The following is a 15,037-nucleotide window of genomic DNA, read 5'->3' on the forward strand; positions in this document are numbered from 1 at the left end:
GCATGCGAGCGGATCTGGACATCATCCAGGAATGGATCGCCCCGGGCAGCCGTGTGCTCGACCTGGGCTGCGGCGACGGCGAACTGCTCGCCTGGCTGCGTGACAACAAGCAGGTTTCCGGCTACGGCCTGGAAATCGACCCGGACAAGATCGCCTTGTGCATCGAGCGCGGCGTCAACGTCATCGAGCAGAACCTCGACCTGGGCCTGGGCAACTTCGCCAGCAACAGCTTCGACGTGGTGGTCATGACCCAGTCGCTGCAGGCGCTGCACTACCCGGACAAGGTGCTGGCCGAGATGCTGCGCGTCGGCAAGACCTGCATCATCACCTTCCCCAACTTCGGCCACTGGCGCTGCCGCTGGTACCTGACGACAAAAGGTCGCATGCCGGTGTCGGACTTCCTGCCCTACACCTGGTACAACACCCCGAACATCCACTTCTGCACCTTCGAGGACTTCGAGCGCCTGTGCCACGCCCAGGGTGCCCGTGTGGAAGAGCGCCTGGCGGTGGACCGTGACCACCGCCACGGCATCGCCAGCCGCATCTGGCCCAACCTGCTGGGCGAAATCGGCATTTACCGCATCAGCGGCGCGGACCTCTCCGCCCACCGCGTCGCGGCCTGAACGAGGAGAACATCATGCGTCGCATCATCCCCTTCCTGATCGCCCTGTGCCTGGCCTTGCCGGCCGCCGCCGAGCGCAAGCAGAGCTTCGGCGACCTCGACGTGCACTACAGCGTGTTCAATTCCAGCTTCATCCAGCCGGACATCGCCAGCGCCGCCGGCCTGGTGCGTAGCAAGACCCAGGGCGTGATCAACGTCGCCGTGCTCAAGGCCGGCAAGGCCAGTACCGCGCAGGTCAGCGGCCAGGTGAAGAACCTGCTGGGGCAGAGCACCGCACTGACCTTCAGGCAAGTCACCGAGAGCGGCGCCATCTACTACCTGGCGCAGTTCCCCTTCTCCAGCCGCGAGATTCTCAGTTTCACCCTCGATGTGCGCCAGGGCGACGACGCGCACCGCATCACCTTCAATCAGGAAATGTTCCCGGATGACTGATGCCGCAAGCGCTGCCGGCGTCTTTGCGTAGGCGCCCCGCCCCGGGGCGAAGCTTTCAAGCTGATTCGCGGCGGGGCGCTGCACCTACAAGCTCTGTAATTCAACGTTCAACTAACAGGCACTATGCGCATGATCGACCTCAAGGAACTGGTACTGGCCAGCCACAATGCCGGCAAGCTCAAGGAGCTGCATGCCATGCTCGGCGACGCCGTGCGCGTGCGCTCCATCGGCGAGTTCAGCCAGGTCGAGCCGGAAGAGACCGGACTGTCGTTCGTCGAGAACGCCATCCTCAAGGCGCGCAACGCCGCACGCATCTCCGGCCTGCCGGCGCTGGCAGACGACTCCGGTCTGGCGGTGGATTTCCTCGGCGGCGCGCCCGGCATCTACTCGGCGCGCTATGCCGATGGCCAGGGCGACGCAGCGAACAACGCCAAGCTGCTCGCTGCCCTGAAAGACGTGCCGGACGCCGAGCGCGGCGCGCAGTTCGTCTGCGCCCTGGCCCTGGTGCGCCACGCCGACGATCCGCTGCCGATCCTCTGTGAAGGCCTGTGGCACGGCAGCATCCTGCATGAAGCCCGTGGCGAACACGGCTTCGGCTACGACCCGCTGTTCTGGGTCCCGGAAACCAGTTGCTCCAGTGCCGAACTGCCGGCCGAGCAGAAGAACCGCCTCAGCCACCGCGCGCGCGCCATGGCCCTGTTCAAGCAGCGCTTGGGGCTGGCATGAGCAATACCGCTGGCGGGAGTTTTCTGCTCCCGCCCCTGGCGCTCTATATCCACATCCCGTGGTGTGTGCGCAAATGCCCGTACTGCGACTTCAATTCCCATGCCGCCGGGCCGACGCTGCCTGAAGAGGAGTACGTCGACGCGCTGCTGGCCGATCTCGATGCCGACCTGCAGCACGTCCATGGCCGGCCACTGACTTCGATCTTCTTCGGTGGCGGCACGCCCAGCCTGTTCTCCGACCGCGCCCTGGGCCGTTTGCTGGAAGGCGTCGAGCGGCGTGTGGCCTTCGCTGGTGACATCGAGATCACCCTGGAAGCCAACCCCGGCACTTTCGAGCAGGCCAAGTTCAAGGGCTACCGAAGCCTCGGCATCAATCGCCTGTCCATTGGCGTGCAGAGTTTCCAGCAGGCCAAGCTCAAGGCGCTGGGGCGTATCCACGATGGCGACGAGGCAATTCGCGCCGCCGACATGGCCCGCGCCGCCGGCTTTGACAATTTCAACCTTGACCTGATGCACGGCCTACCCGAGCAGAGCATCGAAGACGCTCTGTTCGACCTGCGCACCGCCAACAGCCAGGGCCCGACGCACCTGTCCTGGTACCAGCTGACCATGGAGCCGAATACGGTGTTCTGGAGCCAACCGCCCACGCTTCCCGAAGACGATCTGCTGTGGGACATCCAGGAAGCCGGCCAGGCGCTGCTCGCCGCCGAGGGCTACGCGCAATACGAAGTGTCCGCCTACGCCAAGGCTGGCAAGCAGGCGCGACATAACCTCAACTACTGGACCTTTGGTGATTTCCTCGGCATCGGCGCCGGTGCCCACGCCAAGCTGAGCACACCCGCAGGGCGCATTCAGCGCACCTGGAAAACCCGCCTGCCGAAGGATTACCTCGACCCGGCCAAAGCCTTCCAGGCCGGCGAACGCCTGCTGGCAGCCGACGAGTTGCCCTTCGAATTTCTGATGAACGTGCTGCGCCTGAGCGAAGGCGCGCCGGCCGAGCTGTTCAGCCAGCGTACCGGTCTGCCGTTGCAGCAACTTGAACGGTCACGCCGCGAAGCCGAACGTCAGGGTCTGCTGCAAGCTGACCATACCCGACTGGTCGCCACGGCCAAGGGCCAGCTGTTTCTCAACGATTTGCTGCAGCAGTTCCTGGCCTAGATCACCCACAGCGCGGCATGAATCCGGTAGGCTAACGCGCCATACGCGCGGCCAACGCTCACGCCGCGCTGTACTGAAGGAGCCTGCATGGATCTGCTACTGGACCTGATCGTCACCCTCTCGCGCTGGAGCCGCAGCCACCTCGGCGATATCGCCCTGGCCATCATGGCCACCCTGCTGGTGCTGTTCGGCCCGGCCATCAACGCCTGGGTTCAGCGCACCATCGGCAACCTCAACTTCGTCCTGCGTACCCTGCTGTTCGTGGTGTTCTGCGCGGTCGGCTATGGCCTGGCGATCGTCTTCCTCACGCCCTGGCTGGCCAAGGGGCTGGCGCACTTCAACAACTTCACCCTGGCGCCGGTGCTGATCCTGATCTTCGTGGTGATCGGCATCCTCGCCGACCGCAACTAGATCGTCCTGCGCGTCATCAGCGACGCGCAGGACGAAGGCTTCAGAATGGCTTGATCGCCACCTTGAGTACGCCGTCGCGTTGATTGACGAACAGGTCGTAGGCCTCGACGATGTTCTCCAGGCGATACTGGTGAGTAACCAACGCGCCGAGGTCGACGCGCTCGGAGGCCACCACATTGAGCAGGCGGCGCATGCGTTCCTTGCCCCCCGGGCACAGCGAGGTAACGATGCGGTGGTCACCCAGCCCCGCGTGGAAGGCACCCAGGGGAATGGTCAGGTCGCTGGAGTAAACCCCCAGACTGGACAGCGTGCCGCCCGGCTTGAGCACCCGCAACGCCTGTTCGAAGGTGCTCTGCAGGCCCAGCGCCTCGATCGAGGCATCCACGCCACGGCCGCCGGTGAGCTTGAAAATCTCGTCCACCACGTCCACTTCGCGGAAATTCAGGGTGACGTCGGCGCCGAGCTGGCGGGCAATACGCAGGCGTTCGTCGACACCATCGATGGCGATGATCGTGCTGGCCCCGCGCAACTTGGCTCCGGCGGTGGCGCACAGGCCAATCGGCCCCTGGGCGAACACCGCCACCACATCGCCGATCTTGATATTGGCCGCCTCGGCACCGGCAAAACCGGTGGACATGATGTCCGGACACATCAGCACCTGCTCGTCGCTCAAGCCATCCGGTACCGGCGCCAGATTGGCCTGGGCGTCGGGAACCAGCACATATTCGGCCTGGGTGCCGTCGATGCTGTTGCCGAAGCGCCAGCCGCCCATGGGTTTGTAACCGTGGCACTGGCAGCCACCATCCTGGGCCGGATAACCATCCTGGCAGGCGTAGGAGGTGAAGCTGGGACAGATGGCGCCGGCGATGACCCGCTGGCCTTCCTGGTAGCCCTGCACATTGGCGCCCAGCTTCTCGATCACCCCCACCGGCTCGTGACCCACGGTCAGCCCACTGGCCACCGGGTACTCCCCCTTGAGAATGTGTACGTCGGTGCCGCAGATGGTGGTAGTGGTGATACGCACCAGCGCATCGTTGGCCCCGACTGGTGGAATCGGTTTGTCCACCAGTTCGATACGCCCGGGTTCGATAAACACCGCCGCTTTCATCAGGCTCATGGCCTTGCCCTCATTAGAGTCCGAGATATCTGACTCTAGCCCAACGGGCGGCGGCGGTATTGCCACGGATCAAACAGCGGAGCAGCACAGCACAGGCCGCCAGTGCAGCCCGTGGCTCAGTTGCCTTCGCGGCGCAGCGCCTGCGGAGTGAAGTCGCGCGGGCTCAGGCGGGCGTTGAAGTCGTACATCTTCTCGTTGTTGTCCAGACCATCGGCGAAGTAGCGCCCGCCCTTGAAGTCATAGACGGTTTCAAGCGTGGAACCGAACATGGGCACGTCGTAATAGCTGATCGGATGCGCTTCCTGCAGGCCAATCAGATTGCCGCTGCGGTCGTACAGGTCGACGGCAAGAATCTGCCAGCTGTCTTCGTCCAGGTAAAAGCGGCGCTTGGCATATGGATGGCTGAAGCCCGTGCGCAGATCCGCCTCCACCACCCAAACGCGGTGCAACTCATAGCGCAGCAGCTCGGGGTTGATGTGCCGGGCCTGAAGAATATCGGCGTAGGGGATGCCCTGCTGGTGCACGGCATAACTGTTGTACGGCACCAGCATCTCGCGCTTGCCCAGCAGTTGCCATTCGTAGCGATCCGGTGCGCCGTTGTAGGCGTCCACCTGGTCGGCCGTGGCCATGCCGTTGGTATCGGGCTGCAGGGTGTCGTAGGCAAGCATCGGCAGACGGCGCACACGGCGCTCACCACGATTGAAGCGCCAGGCCTTGCGAATCGCCAGCACCTGATCCAGGGTCTCCTGCACCACCAGCGCCGAACCGGCCAGCTTGGCCGGCGCCACCACCTTGTACTTGTAGTAGAACAGGGTGTTGTCCAGATCCTGCGGGGCCACGCCTTCGCGACCGTAGAGGAAATAGATGTCGCGCTCGAGCTTGAGCAGGTTGTAGCCGCCGTTGGCGAGCACCGCTGCCTGGTTGGTGACCATGCTGATCTGGTCGCCACGGTAGCGCATGATGTGGTTCCAGATGGCCTCCTGGCCATTCTGCGGTATCGGGAACGGCACACCGGCCGCAGCGCCCTGAACACCGTTACCGCCAGAAATCAGCTCGGCATTCAGTGCATTGAAGCGGGTGGCGTCGTAGATGCGCTGCGGCGCAGCTGCACTGCGGCGAGTCGGGAATACGCGCAAATAGAAGCTTGGGTTCTGCTGCAGCAGCGTCTTGAGGCCGACCGGCAACTGTTGCTCGTACTGCGCCAGATTCTGGCTGTCGACGCGATACAACAGGTTGTCATCCGCGTAAGGATCCGGGTGATGCATACCCGGCTGGTAGTTGGCCGGCGGCGTGGCCAGGCCACCCGTCCAGGCTGGGATGGTGCCACTGGCATTGGCAGCGCGCTCGCCGCCCAGCGGGGTCAGTTCCTGACCCAGACGTGCAGCCTGGCTGGCATCGACGCTGGCCTGGGCCTGAAACGCCAGGGCGCTCAGCAGAAGTAGGGAAACCGATCTCAACACAATGCTCTCCTCGCGACGCCATGACAGCGGCACCGCTATTGTCCGCGCACCTTGTAGGTGCGCTTGTCTTTGTTGTGTTCTGAGAGCCTGCTCACGATCTCGCGAGCTAGAGCGATACAAGGCAAAAACAAGCGAGGAACGGTCGGAGTCGCGCTCGACTTTACGAGTGGTAAATGAGCATGACTCGCTTCGCTCCCCCCTTCGGGGCCGCACCAGAGGTGCGTTAGCCGCAAGCGGCTTTCCGAGCTTGTTTTTAACGCAGTAGCGCCGACGCGCAGCAGATCGTGAGCAGGTTCTGAGGTGAGGCGCCGTCCTGGCTGTCGGGTTATCCCGATCTAATCGTGCATCCTGCCGGTTCTAATCAAACGCGTGTTGCCGGGTGAATCATGCCTGACGCTGAAACTTCAGATCCCACACACCATGGCCGAGGCGCTCGCCCCGACGCTCGAACTTGGTCACCGGACGCTCTTCAGGGCGCGGCACGTAGGTGCCATCGACCGCCAGATTACGATAGCCGGGCGCTGCGTTCATCACCTCGAGCATGTGCTCGGCATAGTTCTCCCAATCGGTAGCCATGTGCAGCACGCCGCCGATCTTCAATTTGCGACGTACCAACTCGGCGAACGCCGGTTGGACGATGCGGCGCTTGTGGTGGCGCGACTTGTGCCAGGGATCGGGGAAGAACAGCAGCACGCGATCCAGGCTGGCATCGGCGACGCAATCGCGCAGCACTTCCAGCGCATCGCAGCTGTACACGCGCAAGTTGCTCAGATTCTGCGCCATGACGCCATTGAGCAGTGCGCCCACGCCCGGTTTGTGCACCTCGACGCCGATGAAATCCTGCTCGGGCGCGGCTGCGGCCATCTCCAGCGTGGAGTGGCCCATACCGAAACCGATCTCGAAGGTACGCGGTGCGCTGCGGCCGAACACCTGATCGAAATCGCGCAGGCCGTCTTCGAGTTCGAGGCCGAACAGCGGCCAGCCCTTGTCGAGGCCACGCTGCTGGCCTTCGGTCATGCGCCCGGCGCGCATCACGAAACTCTTGATGGTACGGCGCTGGCGACCGTCTTCGGTCAATTCGGGCTGTTGGGTATCAGTCATGCTGGGCTCTTGTAGATTGCGTTACGACTTGGCGCGCGGGCAGGCCGACGCACAACCAATCGTCATCCTTAATTGATCAGGCCAGTCAGCGGCGACGATGCACTGGCATAGAGTTTCTTCGGCATGCGCCCGGCCAGGTAGGCCAGGCGCCCGGCCTCGACGGCATGTTGCATGGCGCGGGCCATGAGCACCGGGTTCTGCGCTTCAGCGATGGCGCTGTTCATCAGCACCGCCTCGCAGCCCAGTTCCATGGCGATGGTGGCATCGGAAGCCGTGCCGACACCGGCATCGACCAGCACCGGCACCGTCGACTCCTCGAGGATGATGCGCAGGTTGTACGGGTTGCAGATGCCCAGGCCCGAGCCGATCAGGCCGGCCAGCGGCATCACCGCGATGCAGCCGATTTCGGCCAGTTGGCGGGCGATGATCGGGTCGTCGCTGGTGTAGACCATGACGTCGAAACCGTCCTTGACCAGCACTTCGGCGGCCTTGATGGTTTCGATGACGTTGGGGAACAGGGTTTTCTGGTCGGCCAGCACTTCCAGCTTGACCAGGTTGTGGCCGTCGAGCAGCTCACGCGCCAGACGACAGGTGCGCACGGCCTCGACGGCGTCATAGCAGCCTGCGGTGTTCGGCAGGATGGTGTACTTATCCGGACTGATCACATCGAGCAGGTTCGGCTCACCGGGATTCTGGCCGATGTTGGTGCGGCGCACGGCTACGGTGACGATCTCGGCACCCGACGCGGCGATGGCGTCACGGGTCTCGTCCTTATCCTTGTACTTGCCGGTACCGACCAGCAGGCGCGACTGGAACGTACGACCGGCCAGGGTGAAGGGCTTGTCGCTGCGAACTTGGCTCATGGAATACTCCTCGTGAGGTCAGCCGCCACCGATGGCGTGCACCACTTCCACCTGGTCGCCTTCGGCGAGCAGAGTGCTGTCGTGCTGGCTGCGTGGAACGATATCCAGATTGAGCTCGACCGCCACACGGCGCCCGGTCAGGTCGAGGCGAACCAACAGGTCGGCGACGCTCTGGTTATCCGGCAGTTCGAAGGGTTCACCATTCAACTGGATACGCATGACGACTCGGTCACAACTAGGAAGAGGGCCGGCATTCTAGCCCGACAGCCGCCGGCGACCAAGGCTAAAAGGCGCCATTCGTCCTCATTTCTGACGCCAGGGTCAGGCCAGTCTCCAGGCCGCCAAACCCAGGCACAGCCAGCCAACCAGGAAGGCGACACCGCCGAACGGAGTAATGATGCCCAGCTTGCCGATACCGCTGAGGGTCAGCAGGTAGAGGCTGCCGGAAAACAGCAAGATCCCCAGGGCGAAAGCGCCACCTGCCAGGTTCACCAGCCGTCCCGGCATCTGCAGCGCCAGCAGACCGACGCCGAACAATGCCAGCGCATGAATCAACTGGTAATGGGTACCGGTCTGGAAAACCGCCAGATATTCGGGAGTCAGCCTTTGCTTCAGGCCGTGGGCGGCGAAAGCCCCCAGGGCAACACCGGTGAAGCCGGCGAACGCGGACAACAGTAGCCAGAGACGGGCCATGGAAACTCCTGATGAGATGGACCTGAACGCAGTTTAACCATTGAGGCCGAAGGCGAATGGGGCGTTATTGTCACACCCGGGTATCGGGCGGGAATTTCCTCAGCGCTTTTTTGTTGCTTGCCATCCATGGCGGCAACCCTTCGGGCCGTCGCAAAGCGACGTCAAAAATTGCTCCCGGCATTTTTTGTTGCCTGCCATCCTTGGCGGCAACCCTAGCGAGCCGACTACAGCGCTGACGTCAAAAATCGCTCCCGGCGATTTTTTGTTTTAATAGCGCCACGCCCAATCATTGCGAGACACCATGCTCCGAGCCCTGACCCGCCGCCTGCTGAAACTGCTGCTCTGGCTGATACTGGCCAGCGCCCTGCTGGTGCTCGTGTTGCGCTGGGTGCCGCCGCCCGGTACGGCGCTGATGGTCGAGCGTAAGGTCGAATCCTGGGGCAGCGGGCAATCGCTGCAGCTCAAGCGCCAGTGGCGCCCGTGGAACGAGTTGCCGGATCACCTGAAAATGGCGGTGATCGCCGCCGAAGACCAGAAATTTGCCGAACACTGGGGTTTCGATGTCGGCGCGATTCAGGCGGCACTGGCACACAACCAGAGCGGCGGCTCGCTGCGTGGCGCCAGCACCCTCAGCCAGCAGGTGGCCAAAAACCTGTTCCTCTGGTCTGGCCGTAGCTGGCTGCGCAAGGGGCTGGAAGCCTGGTTCACTGCGCTGATCGAACTGTTCTGGTCGAAGGAACGCATCCTCGAGGTCTATCTCAACAGCGTCGAATGGGGCGATGGCATCTTCGGCGCCGAAGCGGCTGCGCAGCATCATTTCGGCGTTGGCGCGCCGTACCTCAATCGACAGCAGGCCAGCCAGTTGGCCGCGGTGCTGCCCAATCCGCTGCGCTGGAGTGCGGGCCGGCCGGACGCCTACGTCAATCGCCGCGCCGCCTGGATTCGCCAGCAGATGAACCAGCTCGGCGGCAGCCACTACCTCAATCAGCTCAAGCCGAATCGTCCCGATTGATGGCCACGCTGGCTGTAAGCTAGCGGGTAGCGCGAAACGCCTTGCGCGGGACGGCGTGCAACAGTTCGACCTCGTCACCGCGCAGATGCACGGTCAGCCCCCATTGCGGATAGACCCAGGCCTGGCCTTCGGCCAGCTCCAGAGTCAGGCGTGGCTGCCCGAGACTGGCGGCCAGGCGCTCACTGGCCAGCGCATCAGGCGCTTGCAGGGTCAGACTGGCAATAGCAAAACCGGCCATCTGCTCACTCAACGAGTCATCCAGCACGGTGTCGGTATCGCCTGATTTCAGGCCTTGTGCAGCCATCAGACTGTCGCGCTGGCCCTGGCTCAGAACCAGTTCAGCCTGCAGCAACCACTCGCCCTCTTCGCCTTCGAGCGTTACTCGATACAACAGCCGTGCACCATCCGGACGCGGCTGCAGCCACAGCTCACCCGGGGCCAACCGCTGTATATCCCGCAGCGCCAGACCATCGTCAGCCAGCGGCAGCAACAGCGCATCGCGCCATTGCTGCAAATGGGCCACCGGCTTGACCTCGGTACTGCGCATCAGCCAGGCGCCCCAGGCGAAGAATAGCGCGGCGACGATCACGAAGAGCAGCCGCGGGGTTTTGTTCATGACCATGCTCCAGACAGCAAAAAGCCGCACCAGTGGGTGCGGCTTTTCGGGATAACGACAGGCTCAGGCAGCAATGCAGCCCTTGAGCTTGTTCATCGCGTTCTTTTCGAGCTGGCGAATGCGCTCGGCCGACACGTTGTACTTGGCAGCCAGGTCGTGCAGCGTCGCTTTCTCTTCGGCCAGCCAGCGCTGGTAAAGGATGTCGCGGCTGCGCTCGTCGAGGCTTTCCAGCGCTTCGTGCAGGTTGCTGCTGGCACTGTCGCTCCAGTCGGCATCCTCGAGCTGGCGTGCCGGGTCGTAGCGGTGGTCTTCCAGGTAATGCGCAGGCGACTGGAAGGCGCTGTCATCGTCGGCATCGGCGGCCGGGTCGAAGGCCATGTCCTGGCCGGTCAGGCGACTTTCCATCTCGCGCACTTCATGCGGCTCGACGCCCAGGCTTTCCGCTACGGCAGTCACTTCATCGTTGTTCAGCCAGGCCAGACGCTTCTTCTGGCTGCGCAGGTTGAAGAACAGTTTGCGCTGGGCCTTGGTGGTGGCCACCTTGACGATGCGCCAGTTCTTCAGGATGAACTCGTGAATTTCCGCGCGAATCCAGTGCACGGCGAAAGACACCAGGCGCACGCCCATTTCCGGGTTGAAGCGCTTGACCGCCTTCATCAGGCCGACATTGCCTTCCTGAATCAGGTCGGCCTGGGCCAGGCCATAACCGGAGTAGCTGCGAGCGATATGCACGACGAAACGCAGGTGGGCCAGCACCATTTGGCGGGCGGCCTCGAGATCCTGCTGGTAGTAGAGATTTTCGGCCAGTTCACGCTCCTGCTCGGGCGTCAGCAGCGGAATGCTGTTGACCGCATGCACGTAAGCTTCCAGGTTGGCGCCTGGAACAAGGGCATGAACAGGTTGCAAGGAAGTGGACATTCGAATCCTCCGATTCACAAAACGCGTGCAGTGTAGCACTGCGCTATCTGATGCAGGGCCTGTGGATAAGTTCCCTGCCATATAGTCAATATCAACCAAAACAATGGCTTGTCAGCCTGCGTTCAGCATCAGCGCGGCGCAAGCTCGTTCAGATGCCGGGCCACTGCCAGCCAGGCGCCAATATAGCCCAACAGCACGGCGCCGAGCAGCAGCGAAAAACCGTCGGCAGAAGGTACTCCACCCAGCGCGAAATCGCTACCGTACAAGCCGGCCAAACGTACTACCGCATCGTTCAGCCAATCCAGGCCGAAGGCCAGCAGCAACCAGGCGAAGATACCGGCGCCGAAGCCGTACAACGCGCCCATATAAAGGAAGGGCCGGCGCACATAGCCATCGGTGCCGCCCACCAGCTTGATCACCTCGATCTCGGCGCGGCGGTTCTCGATGTGCAGGCGGATGGTATTGCCGATCACCAGCAGCAGCGCCAGGATCAGCAGCAGGCTGAGGCCGAAGACGAAACGATCACCCAGCTTGAGGATGGCGGTCAGGCGCTCGACCCAGACCAGATCGAGCTGCGCCTGCTCCACCTTGGGCAGCTCCGCCAGGCGCTGGCGCAGGGCTTCGAGCTTGGCCTTGTCGACTTCCTTGGGCGTGACCAGCACCACGCCCGGCAGCGGATTCTCCGGCAACTCCTTGAGCGCCTGGCCCAGGCCGGACAGTTGCTGGAACTCTTCCAGCGCCTGTTCGCGGCTGATCCACTCGGCCTCGGCGACGTCATCCATCGCCGCGATCTGCTCGCGCAGCGCCTGGCCGTCGCGCTCGCCAGCGGACATGTCGAGGAACAGGGATATCTGCGCGGCACGCTGCCAGGAGCCGCCGAGCTTCTCGACGTTGTCCAGCAGCAGCGACAGGCCCATGGGCAGGCTCAACGCCACGGCCATCACCAGGCAGGTGAAGAAACTGCCGATGGGCTGACGCGCCAGGCGGCGCAGGCTGTCGACCAGGCTGGCGCGGTGGCTTTCCAGCCAGGCGTTGAACAGCGTGCGGAAATCCGGCTCGTCCGCCGGGCCATCGACCACCTTGTTGCGCGGCGCCGCGCCGACGCGCTCAGCCGGTTGCGGCGTGGGCATCTTCGATGCACTCATCAGGCAGCCTCCCCATCACCGATCAGACGACCGCGTTGCAGGGTGAGCATGCGCTGACGCATACGTGCGATCAGCGCCAGGTCGTGGCTGGCGATCAGCACGGTGGTGCCCAACTGGTTGATGTCTTCGAACACGCCCATGATCTCGGCAGCCAGGCGCGGATCGAGGTTACCGGTAGGCTCATCCGCCAGCAGCAGGGCCGGACGGTGGACGATGGCACGGGCGATGCCAACACGCTGCTGTTGCCCGGTGGACAGATCGCCAGGCGATTGCGCCGCCTTGTCGCTGAGGCTGACGCGCTCCAGTGCGGCACCAACGCGCTTGGCGATCTCCGGCTTGGACAGGCCGAGAATCTGCAGCGGCAGGGCGACGTTGTCGTACACGGTACGGTCGAACAGCAATTGATGGTTCTGGAACACCACGCCGATCTGCCGGCGCAGGAAGGGAATCTGCGCGTTGGTGATGGTGGACAGATCCTGCCCGGCCAGCAGCAACTTACCGCTGGTAGGCCGCTCCATCGCCAGCAGCAAACGCAGCAGCGTGCTCTTGCCGGCGCCGGAGTGACCGGTGACGAAGAGAAATTCGCCCGGGCGAACGCGGAAAGTCAGCTCGTGCAGCCCGACATGGCCATTGGGGTAACGCTTGGCGACCTGCTCGAATCGGATCATCCGCGCTCACGCTCCTCGAAGAGTGCCTGGACGAAAGCCTGCGCCTCGAACGGGCGCAGATCATCGATGCCCTCGCCCACGCCGATGTAGCGAATCGGCAGGCCGAACTGCTTGGCCAGGGCGAAGATGACGCCGCCCTTGGCGGTGCCATCGAGTTTGGTCAGCGCCAGGCCGGTGAGATTGACCGTCTGGTTGAACTGCTTGGCCTGGTTGATGGCGTTCTGCCCGGTGCCGGCATCGAGCACCAGCAGCACTTCGTGCGGCGCGGTGTCGTCCAGCTTGCCGATCACCCGGCGCACCTTCTTCAACTCTTCCATCAGGTTATCTTTGGTGTGCAGGCGCCCGGCGGTATCGGCGATCAGCACATCGATACCACGCGACTTGGCCGCCTGCACCGCATCGAAGATCACCGAGGCCGAGTCGGCGCCGGTGTGCTGGGCGATGACCGCGATGTTGTTGCGCTCACCCCACACCTGCAGTTGCTCCACCGCAGCGGCGCGGAAGGTGTCGCCAGCGGCGAGCATGACCTTCTTGCCTTCGAGCTGGAGTTTCTTGGCCAGCTTGCCGATGGTGGTGGTCTTGCCCACGCCGTTCACGCCGACGACGAGAATCACGTAAGGCTGTTTGGCAGTGTCGATGACCAGCGGCTGCTCGACCGGCTTGAGCAGGGTCACCAGCTCCTCCTGCAGCGCCTTGTACAGGGCGCCGCTGTCGGCCAGTTCCTTGCGCGCCACGCGCTTGGTCAGGTTGCCGATGATGGTGGTGGTCGCCTCGACGCCAACGTCAGCGGTGAGCAGACGGGTTTCCAGATCGTCGAGCAAGTCATCGTCGATAGCCTTCTTGCCGAGGAACAGGCTGGCCATCCCTTCGCCAAGGCTGGCGCTGGTCTTGGACAGGCCTTGCTTGAGGCGGGCGAAGAAGCTCGGCTTTTCCTGCGTGGCCGCTGCAGCGACGGGAGCCGGTAATGCCGCCACGGGCGCTGCCTCGACGACAGGTTCGGGCACGACCGGCTGCGGCTGCACAGCTGCAGCGACAATCGGCGGCTCAACGACGTGCGGCTCAGGCGGCGCTGACGGAGCGGGCGCGACTTCAGCCACCTCCACCGCGACCGCTGGTACGGCTTCGGGCGCGGGCGGCGACTCGACAGGCGCCTGAGCAGCAGGTTGCTCAACGGGCGCGGGCTGAGCGGGCTCGGCAGTCGTCTCTGCCGGTTTCTTGCGCCACCAGCTGAACAGGGATTTCTTTTCTTCGCTCACGGGCTGGGCTTGGGGGTCGGTCACGGCCGGTGAGTTCTTGTCGTCTTTGGAACCAAACATGGGTCTTCTCAAAGGGGCGAGCAGCCATTGCAGGCAGTGGGTGCCGCAGGCGCATCCGGAAAAATTCGCTTGCCAGGCTCGGCCCGGGGCAACCGCCCGCACGGGCACTGCAAAGAGCTTGCGCTGTACGAAACAGCCCGAGACTTTACCACTTTAGCGGGCCGCCGCGCAGCGTTACGCCAGGCCAGTTGCCTGCCACTGATCAGGCGCTTGCCGTCATGGGCATGACCAGGGCAACAGCCTCTGACGGCGATAGCAAAAAGCTATACAACAGTTGTACAAATCCATGCACAATCGGCGAACTTCTTTCCAAGCCCAACCTTGTTGCGGGGTCGCCAGCATGCTTGTCCGCCTAACCTATGCCAGCCGCGCCAGCCATGGCATCTCTTCACAGTTGATCCGCGAGATTCTCGACAGCTCGCAACGCAACAATCCGGCACGCGGCCTCACCGGCATCCTCTGCTGCAATGCCGATACCTTTCTCCAGGCGCTGGAAGGGCCGCGAAACGCCATCAATGCGTTGTACAACCGCCTGGCCGAGGACAACCGCCACAAGGATCTGACGATCCTCGACTATGAAGAGATCAGCGTACGCCGCTATGCCAACTGGAGCATGGGCTGGGCAGGCGCCAAGCAGGCCAACAGAGAACTGTTTCTGAAATATTCCTGCAGCGACCGCCTCGACCCCTTCAGCATGTGCGCCGAGCAGGTCAACGGCCTGTTGCTGGAGCTTGCGGCGAACGTCAGCACCATCAACGCGCCGATCATCGACTGATTGCA

The 15,037-nt window shown here is 63.4% G+C and carries 18 protein-coding genes; 7 read left to right on the forward strand and 11 right to left on the reverse strand.

Going from position 1 to position 15,037, the window contains the following annotated elements:
- Nucleotides 1-2 precede the first annotated feature (2 nt).
- The 5 genes from metW (at nt 3) to J7655_RS19745 (ending at nt 3,348) form a co-directional block, all read left to right on the forward strand.
- Complete coding sequence (gene metW / locus J7655_RS19725; RefSeq protein WP_230927764.1) at nt 3-623, forward strand: methionine biosynthesis protein MetW; 621 nt, start codon at nt 3-5, stop codon at nt 621-623.
- 14 nt (nt 624-637) lie between these two features.
- Nucleotides 638-1,054: a DUF4426 domain-containing protein gene (locus J7655_RS19730; protein ID WP_230925857.1), complete on the forward strand. Its 417-nt coding sequence runs from the start codon at nt 638-640 to the stop codon at nt 1,052-1,054.
- Between the two features lie 129 nt (nt 1,055-1,183).
- Nucleotides 1,184-1,780, forward strand: coding sequence for an RdgB/HAM1 family non-canonical purine NTP pyrophosphatase (rdgB, locus tag J7655_RS19735; RefSeq protein ID WP_230925858.1), 597 nt, complete (start codon nt 1,184-1,186; stop codon nt 1,778-1,780).
- The gene (gene hemW / locus J7655_RS19740; RefSeq protein WP_230925859.1) at nt 1,777-2,937 is read left to right on the forward strand and encodes a radical SAM family heme chaperone HemW; all 1,161 of its coding nucleotides are present in this window, start codon (nt 1,777-1,779) and stop codon (nt 2,935-2,937) included. The genes rdgB and hemW overlap by 4 nt, the downstream gene beginning before the upstream one ends.
- Nucleotides 2,938-3,024: 87 nt before the next feature.
- On the forward strand, nt 3,025-3,348 hold the full coding sequence (locus tag J7655_RS19745) for a DUF3392 domain-containing protein (protein ID WP_230925860.1): 324 nt from the start codon (nt 3,025-3,027) through the stop codon (nt 3,346-3,348).
- 40 nt (nt 3,349-3,388) lie between these two features.
- Here the strand turns inward: J7655_RS19745 and J7655_RS19750 are convergent, their stop codons facing one another.
- The 6 genes from J7655_RS19750 to J7655_RS19775 all read right to left on the reverse strand — a co-directional run bounded on the left by J7655_RS19750 (nt 3,389) and on the right by J7655_RS19775 (nt 8,582).
- Nucleotides 3,389-4,465: an NAD(P)-dependent alcohol dehydrogenase gene (locus J7655_RS19750; RefSeq protein WP_230925861.1), complete on the reverse strand. Its 1,077-nt coding sequence runs from the start codon at nt 4,463-4,465 to the stop codon at nt 3,389-3,391.
- Nucleotides 4,466-4,581: 116 nt separating this feature from the next.
- Nucleotides 4,582-5,925 (reverse strand): DUF1329 domain-containing protein, encoded by a 1,344-nt coding sequence (locus J7655_RS19755; RefSeq protein ID WP_230925862.1) that lies wholly within the window; start codon nt 5,923-5,925, stop codon nt 4,582-4,584.
- A gap of 384 nt (nt 5,926-6,309) precedes the next feature.
- On the reverse strand, nt 6,310-7,026 hold the full coding sequence (gene trmB, locus J7655_RS19760) for a tRNA (guanosine(46)-N7)-methyltransferase TrmB (RefSeq protein WP_230925863.1): 717 nt from the start codon (nt 7,024-7,026) through the stop codon (nt 6,310-6,312).
- A 68-nt stretch (nt 7,027-7,094) separates the two neighbouring features.
- Nucleotides 7,095-7,889 (reverse strand): thiazole synthase, encoded by a 795-nt coding sequence (locus J7655_RS19765; RefSeq protein ID WP_230925864.1) that lies wholly within the window; start codon nt 7,887-7,889, stop codon nt 7,095-7,097.
- Between the two features lie 18 nt (nt 7,890-7,907).
- Entirely contained in the window at nt 7,908-8,108 is a 201-nt protein-coding gene (gene thiS / locus J7655_RS19770; protein ID WP_230925865.1) for a sulfur carrier protein ThiS, read from the reverse strand.
- Nucleotides 8,109-8,210: 102 nt separating this feature from the next.
- Nucleotides 8,211-8,582, reverse strand: coding sequence for a DUF423 domain-containing protein (locus tag J7655_RS19775; protein ID WP_230925866.1), 372 nt, complete (start codon nt 8,580-8,582; stop codon nt 8,211-8,213).
- A gap of 301 nt (nt 8,583-8,883) precedes the next feature.
- Between J7655_RS19775 and mtgA the strand changes: the two genes are divergently transcribed.
- Nucleotides 8,884-9,594 (forward strand): monofunctional biosynthetic peptidoglycan transglycosylase, encoded by a 711-nt coding sequence (gene mtgA, locus J7655_RS19780; RefSeq protein WP_230925867.1) that lies wholly within the window; start codon nt 8,884-8,886, stop codon nt 9,592-9,594.
- A gap of 19 nt (nt 9,595-9,613) precedes the next feature.
- Here mtgA and J7655_RS19785 read toward each other — a convergent pair whose 3' ends face one another.
- From J7655_RS19785 to ftsY, 5 genes are all read right to left on the reverse strand, one after another.
- Nucleotides 9,614-10,210 carry a hypothetical protein gene (locus tag J7655_RS19785; protein WP_230925868.1) on the reverse strand — a complete coding sequence of 199 codons (597 nt, stop codon included), beginning with the start codon at nt 10,208-10,210 and terminating at the stop codon, nt 9,614-9,616.
- Nucleotides 10,211-10,273: 63 nt separating this feature from the next.
- Nucleotides 10,274-11,128 carry an RNA polymerase sigma factor RpoH gene (rpoH, locus tag J7655_RS19790; protein WP_230925869.1) on the reverse strand — a complete coding sequence of 285 codons (855 nt, stop codon included), beginning with the start codon at nt 11,126-11,128 and terminating at the stop codon, nt 10,274-10,276.
- Nucleotides 11,129-11,256: 128 nt separating this feature from the next.
- On the reverse strand, nt 11,257-12,273 hold the full coding sequence (gene ftsX / locus J7655_RS19795) for a permease-like cell division protein FtsX (RefSeq protein ID WP_230925870.1): 1,017 nt from the start codon (nt 12,271-12,273) through the stop codon (nt 11,257-11,259).
- The gene (gene ftsE / locus J7655_RS19800) at nt 12,273-12,941 is read right to left on the reverse strand and encodes a cell division ATP-binding protein FtsE (RefSeq protein WP_003463983.1); all 669 of its coding nucleotides are present in this window, start codon (nt 12,939-12,941) and stop codon (nt 12,273-12,275) included. The genes ftsX and ftsE overlap by 1 nt, the downstream gene beginning before the upstream one ends.
- Nucleotides 12,938-14,257: a signal recognition particle-docking protein FtsY gene (ftsY, locus tag J7655_RS19805; protein WP_230925871.1), complete on the reverse strand. Its 1,320-nt coding sequence runs from the start codon at nt 14,255-14,257 to the stop codon at nt 12,938-12,940. The genes ftsE and ftsY overlap by 4 nt, the downstream gene beginning before the upstream one ends.
- 340 nt (nt 14,258-14,597) lie before the next feature.
- Between ftsY and J7655_RS19810 the strand changes: the two genes are divergently transcribed.
- Nucleotides 14,598-15,032, forward strand: coding sequence for a BLUF domain-containing protein (locus tag J7655_RS19810; protein WP_230925872.1), 435 nt, complete (start codon nt 14,598-14,600; stop codon nt 15,030-15,032).
- Nucleotides 15,033-15,037 lie beyond the last annotated feature (5 nt).

Source organism: Pseudomonas wenzhouensis (assembly GCF_021029445.1).
In the GTDB taxonomy this organism is placed as follows: domain Bacteria; phylum Pseudomonadota; class Gammaproteobacteria; order Pseudomonadales; family Pseudomonadaceae; genus Aquipseudomonas; species Aquipseudomonas wenzhouensis.

Excerpts from the sequence above, each read along its gene's own strand:
- metW (WP_230927764.1), top strand. The coding sequence starts at position 3 with ATGCGAGCGGATCTGGACATCATCCAGGAATGGATCGCCCCGGGCAGC.
- J7655_RS19730 (WP_230925857.1), top strand. The coding sequence starts at position 638 with ATGCGTCGCATCATCCCCTTCCTGATCGCCCTGTGCCTGGCCTTGCCG.
- rdgB (WP_230925858.1), top strand. The coding sequence starts at position 1,184 with ATGATCGACCTCAAGGAACTGGTACTGGCCAGCCACAATGCCGGCAAG.
- hemW (WP_230925859.1), top strand. The coding sequence starts at position 1,777 with ATGAGCAATACCGCTGGCGGGAGTTTTCTGCTCCCGCCCCTGGCGCTC.
- J7655_RS19745 (WP_230925860.1), top strand. The coding sequence starts at position 3,025 with ATGGATCTGCTACTGGACCTGATCGTCACCCTCTCGCGCTGGAGCCGC.
- J7655_RS19750 (WP_230925861.1), bottom strand. The coding sequence starts at position 4,465 with ATGAGCCTGATGAAAGCGGCGGTGTTTATCGAACCCGGGCGTATCGAA.
- trmB (WP_230925863.1), bottom strand. The coding sequence starts at position 7,026 with ATGACTGATACCCAACAGCCCGAATTGACCGAAGACGGTCGCCAGCGC.
- J7655_RS19765 (WP_230925864.1), bottom strand. The coding sequence starts at position 7,889 with ATGAGCCAAGTTCGCAGCGACAAGCCCTTCACCCTGGCCGGTCGTACG.
- thiS (WP_230925865.1), bottom strand. The coding sequence starts at position 8,108 with ATGCGTATCCAGTTGAATGGTGAACCCTTCGAACTGCCGGATAACCAG.
- J7655_RS19775 (WP_230925866.1), bottom strand. The coding sequence starts at position 8,582 with ATGGCCCGTCTCTGGCTACTGTTGTCCGCGTTCGCCGGCTTCACCGGT.
- mtgA (WP_230925867.1), top strand. The coding sequence starts at position 8,884 with ATGCTCCGAGCCCTGACCCGCCGCCTGCTGAAACTGCTGCTCTGGCTG.
- J7655_RS19785 (WP_230925868.1), bottom strand. The coding sequence starts at position 10,210 with ATGAACAAAACCCCGCGGCTGCTCTTCGTGATCGTCGCCGCGCTATTC.
- rpoH (WP_230925869.1), bottom strand. The coding sequence starts at position 11,128 with ATGTCCACTTCCTTGCAACCTGTTCATGCCCTTGTTCCAGGCGCCAAC.
- ftsX (WP_230925870.1), bottom strand. The coding sequence starts at position 12,273 with ATGAGTGCATCGAAGATGCCCACGCCGCAACCGGCTGAGCGCGTCGGC.
- ftsE (WP_003463983.1), bottom strand. The coding sequence starts at position 12,941 with ATGATCCGATTCGAGCAGGTCGCCAAGCGTTACCCCAATGGCCATGTC.
- ftsY (WP_230925871.1), bottom strand. The coding sequence starts at position 14,257 with ATGTTTGGTTCCAAAGACGACAAGAACTCACCGGCCGTGACCGACCCC.
- J7655_RS19810 (WP_230925872.1), top strand. The coding sequence starts at position 14,598 with ATGCTTGTCCGCCTAACCTATGCCAGCCGCGCCAGCCATGGCATCTCT.